The sequence below is a fragment of the Pigmentiphaga aceris genome (assembly GCF_008119665.1).
In the GTDB taxonomy this organism is placed as follows: domain Bacteria; phylum Pseudomonadota; class Gammaproteobacteria; order Burkholderiales; family Burkholderiaceae_B; genus Pigmentiphaga; species Pigmentiphaga aceris.
In genome coordinates this window covers 1,218,350-1,235,523 of record NZ_CP043046.1, presented here as the reverse complement: position 1 = coordinate 1,235,523, position 17,174 = coordinate 1,218,350, and the positions used below count along the sequence as shown (strand labels likewise).

General features: G+C 62.8%; 17 protein-coding genes. 10 read left to right on the top strand and 7 right to left on the bottom strand.

All coding sequences use genetic code 11. The annotated features are described in order from the left end of the window. The first annotated feature begins 77 nt into the window (after window positions 1-77). Entirely contained in the window at window positions 78-506 is a 429-nt protein-coding gene (locus tag FXN63_RS05180; protein WP_148813455.1) for an ATP-binding protein, read from the top strand. A 19-nt stretch (window positions 507-525) separates the two neighbouring features. On the opposite strand, the gene FXN63_RS05175 is transcribed toward FXN63_RS05180, so the two are convergent. Together FXN63_RS05175 and bcsQ are read right to left on the bottom strand one after the other, a co-directional pair. Continuing rightward, window positions 526-2,247 (bottom strand): putative bifunctional diguanylate cyclase/phosphodiesterase, encoded by a 1,722-nt coding sequence (locus FXN63_RS05175; RefSeq protein WP_148813454.1) that lies wholly within the window; start codon window positions 2,245-2,247, stop codon window positions 526-528. Then, window positions 2,240-3,040 (bottom strand): cellulose biosynthesis protein BcsQ, encoded by an 801-nt coding sequence (gene bcsQ, locus FXN63_RS05170; protein ID WP_187395113.1) that lies wholly within the window; start codon window positions 3,038-3,040, stop codon window positions 2,240-2,242. The genes FXN63_RS05175 and bcsQ overlap by 8 nt, the downstream gene beginning before the upstream one ends. A gap of 197 nt (window positions 3,041-3,237) precedes the next feature. Here bcsQ and FXN63_RS05165 point away from each other — a divergent pair, with 197 nt between their 5' ends. Further along, window positions 3,238-4,056 (top strand): response regulator transcription factor, encoded by an 819-nt coding sequence (locus tag FXN63_RS05165; protein WP_148813452.1) that lies wholly within the window; start codon window positions 3,238-3,240, stop codon window positions 4,054-4,056. 2 nt (window positions 4,057-4,058) lie between these two features. Further along, window positions 4,059-6,392: a sensor histidine kinase gene (locus tag FXN63_RS05160; RefSeq protein ID WP_148813451.1), complete on the top strand. Its 2,334-nt coding sequence runs from the start codon at window positions 4,059-4,061 to the stop codon at window positions 6,390-6,392. 52 nt (window positions 6,393-6,444) lie between these two features. Here the strand turns inward: FXN63_RS05160 and FXN63_RS05155 are convergent, their stop codons facing one another. After that, window positions 6,445-6,993, bottom strand: a complete 549-nt coding sequence (locus FXN63_RS05155) for an energy transducer TonB (RefSeq protein ID WP_148813450.1) — start codon at window positions 6,991-6,993, stop codon at window positions 6,445-6,447. A gap of 64 nt (window positions 6,994-7,057) precedes the next feature. Beyond that, on the bottom strand, window positions 7,058-7,909 hold the full coding sequence (locus FXN63_RS05150; RefSeq protein ID WP_148813449.1) for a tRNA threonylcarbamoyladenosine dehydratase: 852 nt from the start codon (window positions 7,907-7,909) through the stop codon (window positions 7,058-7,060). A gap of 159 nt (window positions 7,910-8,068) precedes the next feature. Here FXN63_RS05150 and FXN63_RS05145 point away from each other — a divergent pair, with 159 nt between their 5' ends. The 7 genes from FXN63_RS05145 (at window position 8,069) to FXN63_RS05115 (ending at window position 14,193) form a co-directional block, all read left to right on the top strand. Beyond that, window positions 8,069-9,439, top strand: a complete 1,371-nt coding sequence (locus tag FXN63_RS05145) for an MFS transporter (RefSeq protein ID WP_148813448.1) — start codon at window positions 8,069-8,071, stop codon at window positions 9,437-9,439. Between the two features lie 10 nt (window positions 9,440-9,449). Continuing rightward, on the top strand, window positions 9,450-10,100 hold the full coding sequence (locus tag FXN63_RS05140) for a gamma-glutamylcyclotransferase (RefSeq protein ID WP_148813447.1): 651 nt from the start codon (window positions 9,450-9,452) through the stop codon (window positions 10,098-10,100). A 131-nt stretch (window positions 10,101-10,231) separates the two neighbouring features. Continuing rightward, a complete protein-coding gene (gene pdxH / locus FXN63_RS05135; protein WP_148813446.1) occupies window positions 10,232-10,867 on the top strand; it encodes a pyridoxamine 5'-phosphate oxidase in 636 nt (211 codons plus the stop codon). Window positions 10,868-11,034: 167 nt separating this feature from the next. After that, a complete protein-coding gene (locus FXN63_RS05130) occupies window positions 11,035-12,048 on the top strand; it encodes a DUF72 domain-containing protein (protein WP_148813445.1) in 1,014 nt (337 codons plus the stop codon). Window positions 12,049-12,323: 275 nt separating this feature from the next. After that, entirely contained in the window at window positions 12,324-12,818 is a 495-nt protein-coding gene (locus FXN63_RS05125) for a flavin reductase family protein (protein ID WP_148813444.1), read from the top strand. Then, a complete protein-coding gene (locus FXN63_RS05120) occupies window positions 12,815-13,669 on the top strand; it encodes a metallophosphoesterase (RefSeq protein WP_148813443.1) in 855 nt (284 codons plus the stop codon). The genes FXN63_RS05125 and FXN63_RS05120 overlap by 4 nt, the downstream gene beginning before the upstream one ends. Then, window positions 13,669-14,193: a GNAT family N-acetyltransferase gene (locus tag FXN63_RS05115; RefSeq protein ID WP_148813442.1), complete on the top strand. Its 525-nt coding sequence runs from the start codon at window positions 13,669-13,671 to the stop codon at window positions 14,191-14,193. Before FXN63_RS05120 ends, FXN63_RS05115 begins: the two co-directional genes overlap by 1 nt. A 57-nt stretch (window positions 14,194-14,250) precedes the next feature. Here the strand turns inward: FXN63_RS05115 and FXN63_RS05110 are convergent, their stop codons facing one another. The 3 genes from FXN63_RS05110 to FXN63_RS05100 are packed head-to-tail and all read right to left on the bottom strand — an operon-like array spanning window position 14,251 to window position 17,124. Further along, window positions 14,251-15,117 carry an ABC transporter permease gene (locus FXN63_RS05110; protein WP_148813441.1) on the bottom strand — a complete coding sequence of 289 codons (867 nt, stop codon included), beginning with the start codon at window positions 15,115-15,117 and terminating at the stop codon, window positions 14,251-14,253. Between the two features lie 37 nt (window positions 15,118-15,154). Next, window positions 15,155-16,036, bottom strand: coding sequence for an ABC transporter ATP-binding protein (locus tag FXN63_RS05105; protein ID WP_148813440.1), 882 nt, complete (start codon window positions 16,034-16,036; stop codon window positions 15,155-15,157). Next, window positions 16,036-17,124, bottom strand: a complete 1,089-nt coding sequence (locus FXN63_RS05100; protein ID WP_148813439.1) for an ABC transporter substrate-binding protein — start codon at window positions 17,122-17,124, stop codon at window positions 16,036-16,038. Before FXN63_RS05100 ends, FXN63_RS05105 begins: the two co-directional genes overlap by 1 nt. Window positions 17,125-17,174 lie beyond the last annotated feature (50 nt).

Below are 17,174 nucleotides of genomic sequence, written 5' to 3'. Positions count from 1 at the left end.
CGACGTTGAACGGCGCGAACAGCCCGCAAGCCCGCAGGCTGACGTATGATTCGACGACGCATCCCAGGGCCTCCCGCATGACCGACAAGATCCATGATTCGCTGGAGTTGAGCGTACAGACCGACGCTATCGCCCAGGCCATGGACTGGGTCGATGGTGTGGCCGAGCGCGAAGACTGGCCGCCCAAGCTGCGCTTCGGCTTCAGCCTCAGTCTTGATGAAGCGCTCACCAACATCGTGTCTTACGCGTTTGCAGATGGATATTCCGCGCAGCCGAGGCTGCGCCTGGAATACACGCGCGATGGCGATCGTCTCAGTGTGTGCGTGATCGACAACGGCAAGGCCTTCGATCCGACACAGCTCGCCGCCCCGACCCTGGCCCTGTCCCTGGATGATGCAGAAATCGGCGGCCACGGCGTCAGCCTGATGCGCCACTACCTGGACGACCTGGTCTACGAGCGTCGCGGCGATGAAAATCGCCTGACGCTGTTTGTCAGTCTGACCTGACCTCATCGACCCTTGCGCGTCAACCCTTGACCGCGTCAACCTTGACCTCGCCAGCACCTTCGCTGGCCAGGTAGCTCAGCAGGTAACCAGGCAAATCTTCGGCAGACATCGGCCGTCCCAGCAGGAAGCCCTGCACCTGACCGCACCCGGCCTGACGCAGCCACGACAGTTGGCCCGAGGTTTCCACGCCTTCGGCCGTGGTGTCCATGCCCATGTCGTCAGCCAGCAGAATCACCGCCTTGACGATGGACTGGCTGTCGCGCCGGCGCTCAAGATCACCGACAAAGCTGCGGTCGATCTTGATCTTGTCGAACGGGAACTGCTGCAGATAACTCAGTGACGCAAACCCGACACCGAAGTCATCAAGGACAATGCGCACACCCATGGCGCGCAAGGTATGCAGCGTCGTCAGATTCGAGGCACTGTTTTCCAGCAAGACAGTTTCGGTGATTTCGAGCGTCAGCCGTTCGGGTGCCAGGCGTGACTGTTGCAAGGCATTGGCCACGGTGTCGACGATGGACGGCACCAGCTGCATGGGCGACAGATTGACCGTGACCGTGAAGGTTGCTGGCCAATTGGCTGCTGCGCGGCAGGCCTGATCGAGCACCCACGCGCCAATGGCCACGATCTGGCCGCTTTCCTCGGCAATCGGAATGAATTCAGCGGGGCCGATGTCGCCCAGCACTGGCTGACGCCAGCGCAACAAGGCTTCGAACTCGGTGGCCAGCCCGGTTTCCAGCGTGATCATCGGCTGGAACACCAGATGCAATTCCTGCTTGGCAATGGCGTCGCGCATCCATGCGCGCAGGGCCTGGCGACGGTGCTTGTCATGCTGGATGGCCGGGTCGAAACAACGCAGGTTGTTGCGGCCCACGGCCTTGGCCTGATACATCGCGGCATCTGCCGCCCGATACAGGCTGTCCGCGTCCTTGCCATGTTGCGGTGCAAACGCGATGCCGATGCAGGCACCCACCAACACGTTTTCACGCTCGATCTGATACGCGCGGCTCAGCTCGGCAATGATGCGCCGCCCGGTGGCAACCGCCTCGGCCTGCGACACGCTTCCCGTTTGCAGCAGTACGAATTCGTCGCCGCCATAACGGGCAACGGTTCCCTGTGCACCCTGACAGGTCGACAAACGCTCGGCCACCTGCTTCAGCAGCAAGTCGCCAACGGCATGGCCCAGGGTGTCATTGATGGTCTTGAAGCCATCGAGATCGATCAGGTGCAGCGCGAATTCCGGTCCACCCGGGCGCTTCAGCTCTTCATCGATCATCGCATGCAAGGCCATGCGATTGGGCAGGCCCGTCAGCGCATCGTGGCTGGCCTGATGGCTCAGGCGTTGATGGTCGTGCTGGCGCGCCAGTTCCTGTTCGTGGCGCACCGTGACATCGCGCGCGAACAATGCAATGCCGTCCGCCACCGGATAAACGTCCTGCGTCAGCCAGCGCTGCACGTTTGGTGCAAACCAATCGAACTGAACATGCACGCCGTCCTGCAGGGCGACGCGAACCTGCGCGCCCCACGCGGAACTGCCCATGTATATCTCAAGTTCGGTCAGCGTCTGTCCACGCAGATCGACGCCGCCTATCAGTTCGCGGGCAGCACGATTCTGGTATTGCAATCGTTCGGCGCTATCGATGAACGCAATGTAATCGGCCGTACTGTCGAGCAGTTTCGACAGATGGAGGGGGTCGCGCGCCCAGGGAAACCCGGCTTGGTCGATCGAGGCATCATGCATCTTGAGTAACCGGAAAACGTCGTGCAATCACACGTGCACAGGCCAGCAGATCATTGGCTCCGCGGCTGTTGGCGTCGTAGTCGAATATGCTGCAGCGGCTGGCGTGGGCCCGTCGGAACACCGGGTCGATGGCCACTTCCCCGCCCAGACGACTGGCAAGCTCGCGGCGCATCAGCCTCGCCACGTCTCGACTGAGTTCGTCGGCAGCGTCGAGTTGATTCACGATATAGAGAGATTCCCGGCCACGGTCGTGGCGCGGTGGATAAGCATCCAGCAATTGTCGCATTGCGGGCACGGTGGCATAGGACGCCGCGTCGGCCAGCAACGGAATCAGCACCAGATCGGCCAGGCCAAGTGCCTGCGCAGACAAGCCCGACATCGTGGACGAGGTATCGAGAACGACCAGGCAGTTAGGGCTCAGATCGAGGCTGTCCAGCCCCTGGGCCAGCCAATCCGGTTCGTTCACCAGCGCGCGCTCGAAGACCTGGTGTGCGGTGTGGCTGGTCTTGCCATAGGGAAGCACCATGGCACCGTTCGGGCTGTAACGCGCAATATCGGCCCAGTGACGGCCATCCAGACTGGCACCGACGATGCCTTCGCTGTGACCGCCGACCGGGTCAAGATGGGCATACAAGGCATCCTGGGGATCGAGGTCGAGCACGGCGACCGGCATGTCCGACAACGCAAACGTTGCCGCCAAGTTGGCAGCCAGGCTGGTTTTACCGGTACCGCCTTTGGCGGAAGCAACGGCGATGATGAAGCGGCGCGTGGCGGTGCTCTTTCCCTGCTGCATTCGAGACCTCCTCGTAGGACCGCGTCCACGTCGTCGAGCATGGCGCGCGTGTGCGCGCTGCCATAGTGCCATTCTCCGCCGTGGACGCAACAGCCATGTTTGGCAGAACAGACAGAAACTTTGCTCGCGCGGCAAAACTGTTTACATTCTGAGACTTGGAAACCAAGCTGCGCGTTCCTCGCCTTGGTTCGATCAGCATGCGCACCGCTTCCCCTACCCTGCCCCCCCGCCCTCATATCCTGCTGGTCGACGACAACCCCGACGAGTTGCGTCTGCTCGTACAAATGCTTGGCACCGAACGTTATCGGATCAGTATTGCGTTTGATGGATCGCAGGGCTACAAACGGGCGGTGACAAGTTCACCCGACCTGATCGTAATGGATGTGCGCATGCATGGGGTGGACGGATTTGCTGCATGCCGGCTGCTCAAGACCGACCCGGCAACCGCGTCGATCCCGGTGATCTTCCTGAGCGCGTCCAACGAAACCTCGGAACGGCTACGGGGTTTGCGCGAGGGGGCAGTCGACTATGTCGCCAAGCCGTTCTCCGCCGAAGAAGTGATCGCTCGCATTCAAATTCATCTGGCACTGGCGGCAGGCGTGGCCATGCAAGACGTGATGCCGGCAAGCAACGCACCTGTATCGGACAGCCACGCCATCTTGCAAGCCGCCCAGCACTATATGCTGCGCAGCCTGACGCATACGCCCACCTTGCAGGAAGTGGCACGTCAGGCCGGCACGCATGAGAAACGTTTGTCCTTGGTATTTCGGGAATTGCTGGGACAATCGGTATTTGGCTATTTGCGTGAACAGCGTCTGGCCTTGGCCAAACGGCTGCTGGGCGGAAGTTCGCTCAGCATTCTGGAAATCGCCGATGAAGTCGGCTTTGCCAAACCGACCAACTTTGCCACTGCTTTCCGCGAACACGCAGGCATGACACCCACCCAATACCGTCGACGCGCCCAGGCGCTTGCCGGCCCCACTAGCCCACCGGTCCCCGACCCAGACGAACCCTGAGCGTGCGATTACGTTTTGCCTGCCTGTTAAGCCTGTTCTTCCTGTTCCTTGCGCATATTTCCGCGGCACAGGCGGCACCGCTCGCACTGCACGACGATGAGGTCTGGCCACGCCAGGCCGCTGCATTTACACGTGTGCTCGAAGATCCGACAGGCACGCTGACGCTGAAAGAGGTCACGCAGCGGTTGGAGCGCCCCGACGGCGGTTTTGTTGCCGATACGCGCCTGCTGCACCCGGGGTTCTCGCGCTCGGCCTGGTGGTTCGTGCTGGATCTTGCCAACGCGTCTAACGACGCACGCATCATCATGCTCGACCTGCAATCGCCCCGCCTGGAAAACGTGGAGTTCCACCTGTACCAGGACGGCATCTGGTCCAGCCGGCTGGCGGGGCTGGCCGTGCCGATGGATTCCGAAGAAACCTTCTCGCGGCGTCCGGCGCTGCGCATCGAACTGGCACCCGGCGAGCAGGTACGTACCCTGGTGCGGATATCAAGCCGCACGGCGCTGCAATTTCTGCCCCGGATTTTCTCGCCCGGCGCATTGGCCGATACCGAGCTGCGTGCCGCCCTGGGCGATGTCATCCTGATCGGCGGTTTGATCATGGTCGGCCTGTACAGCATGCTTTTCGGCTTGCTGTCACGCGGCCGCCCCTTCCTGCTGCTGGGTGGATTCTTCTGCCTGCATGCACTGCAGGAAGCCAGCTTCCGGGGTTACGGAAAACGTTATCTGTGGCCTGACGCCAGCGAATGGAGCGTGGTGGCGACCGCATTCCTGTTCTGCGTGGGAAGCGGCCTGGCGGTGCTGTTCGTCTACGACGTGATCCGGCGCGAGCGGCCCGATCTTCGGGGCATCAAGCTGCTGCCGATATATGCCGTGTTTTCCTTGGTGCTGGCAGGCATGGCGCTGATGGGCGAAGTGAAGTTTGCATCGTTGGGTTATGCGATCTCGATGCTGACCATCTGCGTCGCCTTGCTGGTCCTTGGCCTGCGCGAATGGAAAACGCTGCCGCCACCGGGGAAATTGCTGGTCGTTCTGCTGTTCTGGATACTGGTGGCCGCTCCGCACCGCTTTGGCGAAGCCATGGGCTGGATCGCAAGCAGTTCCACCGACAACCCGCTGGATTCGGCGGTTGCCCTGCTGGCCATGGTGACGGTGTTGGCGCTGCTTGCTGCCTGGGCCAGCCGCCTGAATCGCAATCATCATGACGCGCGCGAAGCCTTGCTGACCTGGCAGGCAGCGGAACACGAACGCCTGCGCGACGAAGTCGCCCGCCAGACCGACGCACTGCACCGGGCATTGGCCAGCGCCGAACAGACCAACCGCGAGCAGACGCGCATCATGGCTTACATCGGCCACGACCTGCGCGCGCCGATTGCCACCATTCTGAGTTACGTGCGCCGATTGCGGCTGCGCGCTGCGCCAGCGGAAACCGGCCTGCGCGCCATCGAGCGTGGCGCCGACTATCAATTGAGCCTGATCGATGATTTGCTGGAATACAGCCGCGATACCGTCAGGCCACTGAGCATCAATCCCAAGGCGACCGACATCGGTGTGCTGCTTGATGACATTGCCCGTTATGCCGCAGCACTTGCCTCGCAGCAGAACAACCGTTTCATCTTCACCCGGGCAATTCGGCTGCCCGGCCAGGTGCTGGTCGATGCGCGGCGTTTGCAGCAAGCCTTGCTCAACCTGCTGTCGAACGCGGCAAAGTTCACGCGTGACGGCAACATCACCCTGACCGTGGAAGCGGACACCCACGCTGAAGGCTGGGCGCTGCGCTTCATCGTTGACGATACCGGCATCGGTATTGCCAGCGAAGACCAGACACGCATCTTTGGTGAATTCGAGCAGGGCCAGCGCCTGGGCGGCGGTGTGGGCCTGGGACTGTTCATTGCCCGACGCATCATTGAAAGCATGGGTGGGGAACTCAGCCTGGACAGTGCGCCGAATGCCGGCAGCCGGTTTGTGTTCGGAATTGTTGCGCCACACGCGGGTATCGACGCCTTGGCGGAAGCCGTGCTGTCCACCGCAGAATTCGTGGAAGACGAGCTTGCCCGCCCGTTCGCGCCGCAACCGGTCTTGCTGAACACAGCCGAAGACGCTCCGCACGATGCACGCCCCGACGCCGACGCGTTGCGTGAGCTGGCTGCCCTGGCCGATGAAGGCGGCCTGAGCGACATCAAGGACTGGTGCCGCAAGTGGGCCTTGCTGCAGCCCGATTGCCAACCTTTCCTGGACGCAGTGCAGGAAGCCCTGAACAACCTGGACTTCCCGCGCATCCACAGCCTGGCCAAACCGCATATCGACCTGGCACCGGAATCATCGGCGGCGGCCTGATCAACGGGACGGGGACATCACGCCCCGCTCCCGCTTTTCTTCATCTATCGAATCATTCCGGCGACTGCGGTGCAGCCAGGGAACGCAGACGGAACCTGCGATCGTTGTTGAACAACCAGGTCTCCGTGAATTTCGCCACGCCGTTCTTCAACAATTGCCGGGGCGGTGGCGGGTAAGGCCCACCTGCCCGCACCGAGGCAATCGCGGCATCACGTTCCTTGGCACCATGTGGCGGGCTGCGCATGTTGCGTACGTTGCGCAGTGTGCCTTTGGCGTCCAGTTCGATTTCCAGCACGATGATGGCGTACAGCGGATTCTGCGGAATGCCCTCGAATACCTTGCTTGCCTGGTGATCGTGCAGAGCCTGCGCGAACTGCATCTGCCACGCCTCGGCCGGGGTGTCCGGGGGCGGCACGCCGGGCGCGGTGGGTATTGGCCCCAGTTCAGCGATCTGACTGCTTGCGGCCGCACTCGGGCCACTGCCGCCACCGGGCAGCACCGAACAGCCTGCCACCAGCAGCGTTGCCGCCAGGCAAGCACCGGTGCGCCATGCCGAAGAGACCGCGCTTGGCTGGCGCAACGGGAAAAAGACTGGAATCAATGCAGGCTCCTGCGTCGAAGAGGGCTCAATCGTAGCAGGGTGGGCAAGCTACCCTGCCTGCCGCTCAGCGCTTGGACGGGGTCGGCGGAAACAGGATTTGCAGCACTTCATTGGCCGCCACCAGGCCCATTGCAGCGGTGATCGTGACGATCGATCCGTAACCCGCGCACGACAGGCCTTGCGGCGCAGCGGGGGCAGCGTCCACCTCGCACACCGCAGCTTCGGGGATCGGCAGGCGAACCGGCTGATCGAACCACAGCGCCCGCACCTGCATCTTCGGAATCCGGCGCGGCGGCTTGCCCGCCACCAGCGCTGCCTTGGGATAACCGTGATTGCGGCGCAACTGATTGCGCAGCTTGGCCAGCAGCGCATCGTTGATGGCGACGCTCAAGTCACCGGCCCGCAGCGCCAGCGGATCGGTCTTGCCACCCGCGCCGCCGCAAACCACCAGCGGCAGGCCACGCGCCCGCGCGTGCAAGACCATCGCGATCTTGGCCGACACCTGGTCTGTGCAGTCCACAATCATGGTGATGCCTAGGCCAAGCACCTCGGCCACGTTGTCCGGCGTCAGGAAATCGTCGACCCGCGTGACCCGGCAGCCAGGGTGAATGCCCTGGATGCGTTCGGCCATTGCATCGACCTTGCTTTGCCCCAGCGTGGCGTCCAGCGCATGAATCTGCCGGTTGACGTTGGATTCGGCAATGTGATCAAGATCGATCAGCGTCAGCGCGCCAATGCCGGTGCGCGCCAGCGCCTCGGCCGTCCAGGAGCCGACCCCGCCCAGACCGACTACCGCTACGTGGGCGGCATCCAGCGTGGTCAGGGCAGACTCACCATACAGACGACGCGCGCCGCCAAAGCGGCGTTCGGCATCGACATTGGAAGAAGCGAGGTCAGATGAAACGTTGAGTGACATGAGGGCAGGTGGTAACGGCTAAAGACGTGTGGCGCGAAAAAGGCAGTGGCGTGAAAAACGCAAAACGGCACGACCAAACTGCTTGCGTGTGGTCCGGCACAGGTCGACAATGATAGTTCTTTGCCGGAGCTACCCCGGCAGCGTCCCTATACAGAGCCCATGGCCAGCCCACCCTGTGCCAGACCGTCCTCCGGTCTGACACATGCAACAACGCATTCCCACGCGGTACCCAGTGCAGCAGCCAATACAGCAGCGAACGGGGTAGCCAACACGGGGGTAGCCAACGCAGGGGTAGCCGACCCGGCAGCGCCCGACGCAGCGCTCAGCCTGCCCGCGGTCCTTACCTTCTCCGGCATCACGATCCTCAACCACGTCGCCCTCACGGGAGCCCGCGTCACGATTTCGTTGGCGGCGCTCAGTTGGGGCATGTCGACGCTGGCGGTTGGTGTGCTGGTGTCGCTGTTTGCCGTGCTGCCCATGCTGCTGTCGATACGTGCCGGCCAGTGGGTGGACTACATCGGGGCCGGCAAACCCATGCGGGTGGGCACCTGTCTGATCATCCTGGGCGTGGCCATGCCGGTGGCGTGGCCGGCCTGGCCTGCCTTGGCCTTTGCATCCAGCGCCATCGGCATTGGCTTCATGTTGCAGCAGTTGTCCACACAAACCTTGCTTGGCAAGGGCGTGGGTCCGGCGCAGCGCACCGCCAACTTTGCGTGGCTGGCGCTGGGTAATTCGATTTCCGGATTTGCCGGTCCGCTGATCGCAGGGTTTGCGATCGACGGCATGGGGCACCGGGCGGCGCTGGCAGTACTGATCGTCTCGCCTATCCTGGCGCTGGTGTCGCTCATCTACCAGCCGCACAAGCTGCCGCAAAGCGTGGCCCGCCCCACCCGCGTGACCACCGCCTCCGCCAAGCCGCACGGCATGTTGCGCGATCCGCTGGTACGCCGCATCCTGCTCAGCAATCTGCTGCTGGCCGCCGCGTGGGACTTCCACATGTTCATGGTGCCGATCCTCGGCATCCGCCTGGGCTTCAGCGCCACCACCATCGGCCTGATCCTGGGCTGCTTCGGCGTGGCGATCTTTGTCATTCGCCTGGTGCTGCCGCTGATCCAGCGCCGCATGAAACCCTGGGACCTGGTCCGCGCATCCACCTGGCTGGCTGCCGCCGTATATCTATTGTTCCCGTTTGCCACCAGCATTCCGTGGCTGATGGCGCTGTCCTTCGTGCTGGGCCTGGCAGTCGGCAGTTGCCAGCCCAGCATGCTGGCGCTGATGTACCAGTACGCCCCATCAGGACGTGCCTCTGAAGCCTTGGGCTTGCGCATGGCAGCGCTTCAGGGCAGTCAGGTCGGCATTCCGCTCAGCTTCGGTGCAGTGGGGGCGGCTATTGGCCTCACGCCCTTGTTCTGCGCGATGGGGCTGTGCCTGGTGGCCGGAGCCATTCCTAAACCGCCGGGCGAACGGGATGCGCAAGACGATGTGAACGAGGCCGGCAAAACAGGGTCAGACCTGAAGAAGCTGCCATGAAGGAGCCTGCATGACCCCATCTGATTCAATCTCCGGCACTGCCCCGGCCTGCGCCTTGCCCCCTGGCGTCTTGCTGACCGACGCCCAACGCGATGCCTCGATGGAAAGCGCGCTGGCCCACTGGAATCTGACTGACGACCTATGGGTGTTCGCCTACGGCTCGCTGATCTGGAACCCCGGATTCGATCACGTCGAACGCCTGGCGGGCACCATTCGCGGCTACCACCGCGACCTGTGCCTGTGGTCGCGCGTCAACCGGGGCACGCCAGACTCCCCTGGCCTGGTATTCGGCCTGGATCGCGGCGGAGCCTGCCGTGGCATCGCCTACCGGGTGGCCCACACCAACGTGCCCACTACATTCAAGGCCCTGTGGCAGCGCGAAATGCTGAGCGGCTCTTACCTGCCGCGCTGGCTGGACTGCCAGACCGCAACCGGCGTCGTGCGCTGCCTGTGTTTCGTGATGAACCGTCGCAGTTCGGGCTATGCCGGTGACATCTGCCGCGAGGAACTGCTGGCGGCTGTGCGTCGTGGCAAGGGCCGTTACGGCCCGTGTACCGATTACGTGCTGAACACCGCGCACGCGCTGCGCGAACACGGTATTCGTGACGTTCAGCTGGAACAGATCGCTGCGGCCCTGGCTGCCGTATCTCCGGCCGCCTGATTGGGCAGGCAAGCAGAAAAGTCCGCCAAGGTGCGACTTTTGCTTGCCGTCGATCAAGCAGGCTGCCATGCGCAGCCGCTATAGTTTCAACTTACCCCCGTAGTTTCGACTTCCCTACTTTGGAGGCTGCCATGTCGATCGCCGACCTGCGCCAGGATTATCTTCAAGGCGCCTTGCGCGAAAGCGAAGCGGCTGCCTCGCCCTTCGATCAGTTCACCGTATGGTTCGATCAGGCACTTGCCACGCACGTGCCGGAAACCAATGCCATGACCTTGGCAACGGTGGGCGCAGATGGCCGCCCGTCTGCCCGCATCGTGTTGCTCAAGGGTCAGGACGCACGCGGCTTCAGCTTCTTCACCAACTACGAATCACGCAAGGCCGAAGACCTGGCCGCGCACCCGTTTGCCAGCCTGCTGTTCTTCTGGATTCCGCTTGAGCGCCAGGTACGCATCGAAGGCCGCGTCGAACGGGTGTCTGATGCAGAATCCGACGAGTACTACGCCAAACGGCCACTGGGTTCACGCATCGGTGCCTGGGCATCCGACCAAAGCCGTGAAGTGGCCAGCCGCCAGGTTCTGGAAACCCGCGAACAGGAAGCGCGCGCCCGCTTCGGCGACGCACCGCCGCGTCCACCGCACTGGGGTGGCTATCGCCTGGTGCCGGACACCTTCGAGTTCTGGCAAGGCCGCAGCTCGCGCCTGCACGATCGCCTGCGTTATCGCTCGGACGGTGCCGGCGGCTGGGCCATCTCGCGTCTGGCCCCGTAAGGCTACACTGCGTCCCCACGTGCACCCGCACTGGGTTGGAAGCATTGACGCCGGTTAACGTCCAAGATGTAGGCATGCGTCGATGAACCCGTCTACGCCTACCTCGTTCACTGCCCCTCAAGGGCGCATCAGTGCCTTCGGGCGGCCGCAGGCACTGAGGAAGATTCATGAATCAAGACGCTTTGTTCGACGACGGTTTTGTGGCCCCCGACGCCACGGCCTCCCGCATTGCCGCAGCCCCCTTCCCGCCCGGACTGCATGCCCTGGGCGGGCAAATGCCGGAAACGCTGTATCTGGGCACCTCATCCTGGAGCTACCCAGGTTGGGAAGGCCTGGTCTACGCCGGTCATGCAAGCGAGAACCAACTGGCCCAGCATGGCCTGCCGGCCTATGCCTCGCACCCGCTGTTTCGCAGCGCCAGCCTGGATCGCAACTTCTACGCACCGCTGCCGCTCAGCGAATATCAGCGTTACGCCGCCCAGGCACCGGAAGGCTTCCGTTTCCTGATCAAGGCACCGAACCAGGTGACCGATGCGGTCAAGCGCGGTGCGGGTGGGGTACCGACCGAATTGAATGCCGACTTCCTCAACGCCACCTTGGCCACCGAGGAATTTGTGCTGCCCTGCATCGAAGGCCTGGGCGAAAAGGCGGGGCCACTGGTATTCCAGTTCTCGCCCATGCCACCGGAAATGCTGGCTGACGCACCGGCTTTCGTTGAACGCCTGGACACCTTCCTGCAAGCCCTGCCCCCGCTGCCCGCCAGCGAAGGCATGGAAGCTCCGTTCTACGCCGTCGAATTCCGCGATCCCTCGCTGGTCACCCCACGCATGATGAAAATGCTGGCGGCCCGTGACGTGCGTTATTGCGTGGCTCTGCATTCACGCATGCCGGCAGCAGTGCGCCAACTGCAAGCCGTAGCCGCAACCGGCCCTGGCCCGCTGGTGATCCGCTGGAGCCTGAACGCCAAGCTCAAGTTCACCGAAGCCGAAACCCGCTACAAACCCTTCGATCAATTGAAGGACGAAGACCTGGCCACGCGCGAAGCGCTGGTGGAAGCGGTGCTCGACACCCTGGAAAACGACCTGCCCGTGTGGCTGATCGTCGGCAACAACGCGGAAGGTTGTGCGCCGCTTACCTTGCACAAGCTGGCACGCGGTCTGGCGGAAGTATTGCCGGGTTGATGCAGCCGGGGGAATGCAAGCCGGGTTGATATCGCCGGGCTAACGCAGCGGGTTTGATACAGCCAGATCAATGCGGCTCGGCCGGCAGCGCCCTCCCCGGGCGTTGCCGACAAGGCAATCTGCCACCACCTGGCCCCCTGCCCAGCCCCTCTTCTGCAGCAAAGCCCGCAGCACCACATGGCTTTGAATGGATATCACGAGGCTTTGACGGATAATGGCGGGTCCAGTCACCAACCTCGATACTCGCCGGTTCTCGTGCGGGTAGTTTCCCAGGCATGACCGCAGCAGTCTCTCCCCCTGACGCCAAGGCGTTTCGCGCAGCCCTTGGCCGCTTTGCCACTGGCGTCACCCTGGTCACCACCCGGGCCGCAGACGGTCAGCCGATCGGTCTGACGGTCAGCTCCTTCAATTCCGTGTCGCTCACGCCGCCACTGGTCTTGTGGAGCCTGTCCCTGGGCTCGTCCTCGCAGCCCTACTTCGACACCGCCGTCGATTACGCCATCAACGTGCTGGCCGCCGACCAGATCGAGCTGGCACGCCTGTTTGCCACGCGCCCGCTGGCCAGCCGCTTCGACGGCGTCGAATGGACCGCCGGCGTAAACGGCGCACCGGTTGTGGCGGGCTGCGCAGCCGTCTTCGAATGCCGCGCCAACGCGCGCCATCTGGCGGGCGACCACACCATTCACATTGGTGAAGTGCTGCGCTGCGAACATCGCGAAGTACCGCCGCTGGTATTCCATGCCGGTGGCTTCGACCTCACGCCAAAATGAAGATCCAGCTCCTGTCCGACCTGCACCTGGAAAGCCAACCGAACATCCGCATCGCCCCGGCACCGGGTGCCGATCTGCTGATCCTGGCGGGCGATATCGGCTCTTACCAGGAAGGCTCGAAACTCGACGAACCAGACTTCGGCCTGCGCCGCTTCTCGCCCCTGCCGGAATACGGCGGCTGGCCTGTGCCGGTATTGTTCGTGCCCGGCAACCACGAATATGACGCCTTCGACGTCGACGAAGCACACGCCAAACTGCAAGAGATATGCACGCGCCTGGGCATCACCTTCATGGATCGCAAGGTGCTGGAAATCGGCAGCGTGCGCATCGTGGGAGCCACCTTGTGGGCAGACTTCGACGCCCTGGCCCGGCCCGGCAAACAGCCCGCCGACCTTGCCCACAACGACAAGATGCGCAGCAAGGCCTACCGGGCAGCAGAGTTCTACCTGCGCAAGACCGGCACCACGCGCTTCGGCCAGCCCTTCCTGGGGGAAGGCATCCGCGAACTGGCCCTGGAGTCGCAGGACTGGCTGCGGCAGACCTTGAATGAACCGTACGCCGGCACCACGCTGGTCGTCACCCACTTCGCCCCCAGCCTGAAAAGCGCAGACCCGCGATATGGTGAGACGCCCGGCACCGCAGGCTTCTGCAATGCCCTGGATGCCCTGCTGCCCTTGGCCGATGTGTGGATGCACGGACACGTGCACTGCCCCTGCAACTATGTCGTGACCGGCATGCGGCACGGCGTGGAACGCAGCTGCCACGTGATCGCCAACCCGCTGGGTTATGCGGACAAGGGTGAACAGGAAGGATATCGGGATGGGTGGTTGATAGAAGTGGGTACGCAGTGATGCGCGTCAGGCAGCTCGCCACCAATGACGCCGCCGCGTTTCAGGCGCTTCGCCTGGCCGGCTTGCGTGACCATCCCGAGAACTTCGGGGCAAGTTACGAGGCGGAACGCCAGCAGTCGCTGGATGCGGTGGCGACACGCCTGACCCCTGGCCCAGACCGCGCGGTCTTTGGTGCGGAAATCGATGGTGTATTGGTGGGCGTGATCGGCGTCTACCGGGAAGCTGGCCTGAAGCAGGCGCACAAGGGTGGCATCTGGGGCATGTACGTCGATGCCAACTATCGCGGCAAAGGTATTGCTGCCGCTCTGCTTCAGCGCGTGCTGTCGTTCGCAACTGAGCGCGATGGATGGCGGCAGATCAGGCTGAGCGCCAATGCCGCCAATACGGCTGCGATCAGGCTTTATGCCTCGCATGGCTTCGTGCAATACGGGGTGGAGCGCGGTGCACTGCTGGTAGATGGCGTCTTGCATGACGAAGTGTTGATGCAATACGACTTGCCGATGCCAACCCTTGATAAGGCTTGATCTACGACGCGGTAGATCCTGATCAGCACGGCACCTGCCCTTGACGTCACACCACCTTCAGCGCTGCATCCCCCAACGCTTCACCGTCACCCGTTCCAGCGAATCGAACACCAGGTTCTCGACCACCAGCCCGATCAGAATCACCGCAGCCAAGCCGGCAAACACCTTGTCGGTATAAAGCTCGTTGCGGTTCTGGAAGATGTACCAGCCCAACCCACCCCGCCCGGATGACGCACCGAACACCAGTTCGGCAGCAATCAGAGTGCGCCAGGCAAAGGCCCAGCCGATCTTCAGGCCCGCCAGAATCGATGGCAACGCAGCCGGCACCAGAATCAGCAATACGTAGCGCAAGCCGCGCAGGCCGTAGTTGCGCCCCCCCATGCGCAGGGTTTCCGACACGCCCAGAAAACCCGCATAGGTATTGAGCGCCAGCGCCCACAGCACCGAGTGCACCAACACAAAGATCAGGCTGTTTTCGCCCAGACCGAACCACAGCAGCGCCAGCGGCAGCAAGGCAATGGCGGGCAGCGGATTGAGCATGGACGTCAGGGTGCTCAGCAGGTCACGACCGAACTGCGTCGATACCGCCAGCGTGGTCAGCACAAACGCCAGCACGATGCCGATCACGTAGCCTTTGACCAGCACCTTCAAAGAAATCCATACCTTGTCCAGCAACTCACCGCTGAGCAAACCTTCACCGAAGGCACGCGCGGTGTCGATGAAACTGGGCAGCAGCAGGTCGTTGTTCTGAACACGGGCAGCAATTTCCCAGATCAGCGCCAGCAACAACAAAATGCTCAGTTTGCGCACCCAGCCCTGTTGCCAGACTCGTTGCGCGACAGACAAGTCACGCTCGATGACCAAGTCACCCAGGGGCGCAAGCTCGCGTTCGTATTCCGGGCGGACCGGGGGCAAGGCGTTCATGTCTGGCAATCTCGCAAGAGGAATTCGAAGCTTGGTTTCAATGACTGAAACGCACGTCCCGCAGGTGCAGCACGTCGGGTTCTGGCGCGTCGCCTTCATCGAACAGCAGGCGATGAATGCGCTGCGCGGTTTCCTGGAACCCTGCCCCACCCTGGCTGCGCAGCCCGAAATGGTGGCTGTTCAACTCCGCCCGCACGCGGCCCGGATGCGGTGACAACAGCAGAATGCGGTTGCCCACCACCAGTGCCTCTTCAATCGAGTGCGTGACAAACAGCAGCGTGAAACGCACTTCTTCCCACAAGGCCAGCAGCTCTTCCTGCATCTTGCGGCGAGTCAGTGCATCCAGCGCCGCAAACGGCTCGTCCATCAGCAATATCTTGGGCTGCATGGCCAGCGCCCGGGCAATCGCCACACGCTGCTTCATGCCGCCCGACAAGGTGTGCGGGTAGGCATCACCGAAGGCTGACAGGCCCACCTTGTCGAGAAAATAATTGGCCCGTTCAGTAGCCTCGGCGCGCTTCAAGGTGCGGGATGCCAGCAGCGGAAACATCACGTTCTGTCGCACGGTTTTCCAGGGCGGCAACTGGTCGAATTCCTGGAACACCACGATGCGATCGGGACCCGGTTCGTGCACGGGTGTGCCAGCCAGACGGATCTCGCCTTCACTGGGTGCAATGAATCCGGCCACCGCTTTCAGCAAGGTTGATTTGCCGCAGCCAGACGGCCCCAGCAGCACAAAGCGGTCGGCCGGGAACACCTCAAAACTGACCTGATGGGTGGCGCGTACCACCCGCTGCGGTGTGCGGTACTCGAGGCTCACCTGATCGACACGCAACAGCGCGCTTGCCGTCTCGGCTGACGGAGGCGGCTCGGCAGCCGCCGTCCGGGGCACATCGGTGTAGTCGAGTACCAATGACATCAGCTACCCGCCTTGGTCAGATCGTCCTGGAAGAAATAGTCCTGCCAGGTCTTGGGCTCGTTCTTGATCGCGCCGACCTTGTGCAGGAATTTTGCCAGTTGAATGGTGTTCTTCGGCACCGCGCTGAACTCGATCTCAGGGCTGTTGATGATCTTCAACAGCAGGGTGCGGTCGATCTTCGAACCGGTCACCTTCAGATAGATATCCGCAGCAGCTTCCTTGTTGTTTTGCGCAAAGGTGGCAGCCTCCGTCAGCGCCTGCTGGAAGGCCTGATACGTCTTGGGATTTTCCTTGCGGAATTTCTCGGTCGCAAACAGCACGGTCGGCGAGTTCGGGCCGAACAAGTCATAGGTGTTCAACACCCGGGTGACCTTCGGATTTTCCAGTTCCTGGTTCTGGAACGGCGGGTTGGCAAAGTGGCCGGTGATCTCGGTGCCGCCCGCCAGAATCGCCGACGTGGCTTCCGGGTGCGGCAACGCAATCGTCAGCTTGTCCAGCCGGTTGTATTCCTTGTCGCCCCACAGCTTGGCCGCAGCATATTGCAGGTAGCGCGACTGCACCGACACGCCCACCGCCGGCACCGCAATGCGGTCTTTCTCGGTGAAGTCGGCAATCGTCTTCACGTTCGGATTGTTGGTCACCAGGTAGTACGGGAAGTTGCCCAGCGAGGCCACGCCCTTCACGTTCTGCTTGCCGTAGGTGCGATCCCAGATGGTCAGCAGCGGGCCCACGCCAGCCCCGGCAATGTCGATGGAACCAGACAACAGCGCATCGTTGACCGCAGAGCCGCCCGACAGCTGAGTCCAGTCAACCTTGATCTCAAGCCCTTGCTGCTTGCCGTATTTTTCGATCAGCTTCTGCTCGCGCACCACGTTGAGCAGCACGTAGACGATGCCGAACTGTTCCGCGATCCGGATCTGTCCTTCTGCGTGCGCAACCGATGGTGCCACCACGCTGCCTGCCAACAGGCTGAAGGACAAGGCAGCCGTCCCCACGGCACCTGCCAGGCGACGCGACGGCCTGGACAGCGTGGAAGACACGGACAACGAGCGGGCACGGCGAAGCCGCCCGGCAAAGGCTTGGATCATGGTTTTTCCTGTGGTGGCGAGCGGGTGGCAGGCCCCCCGGCCTGCCGTGA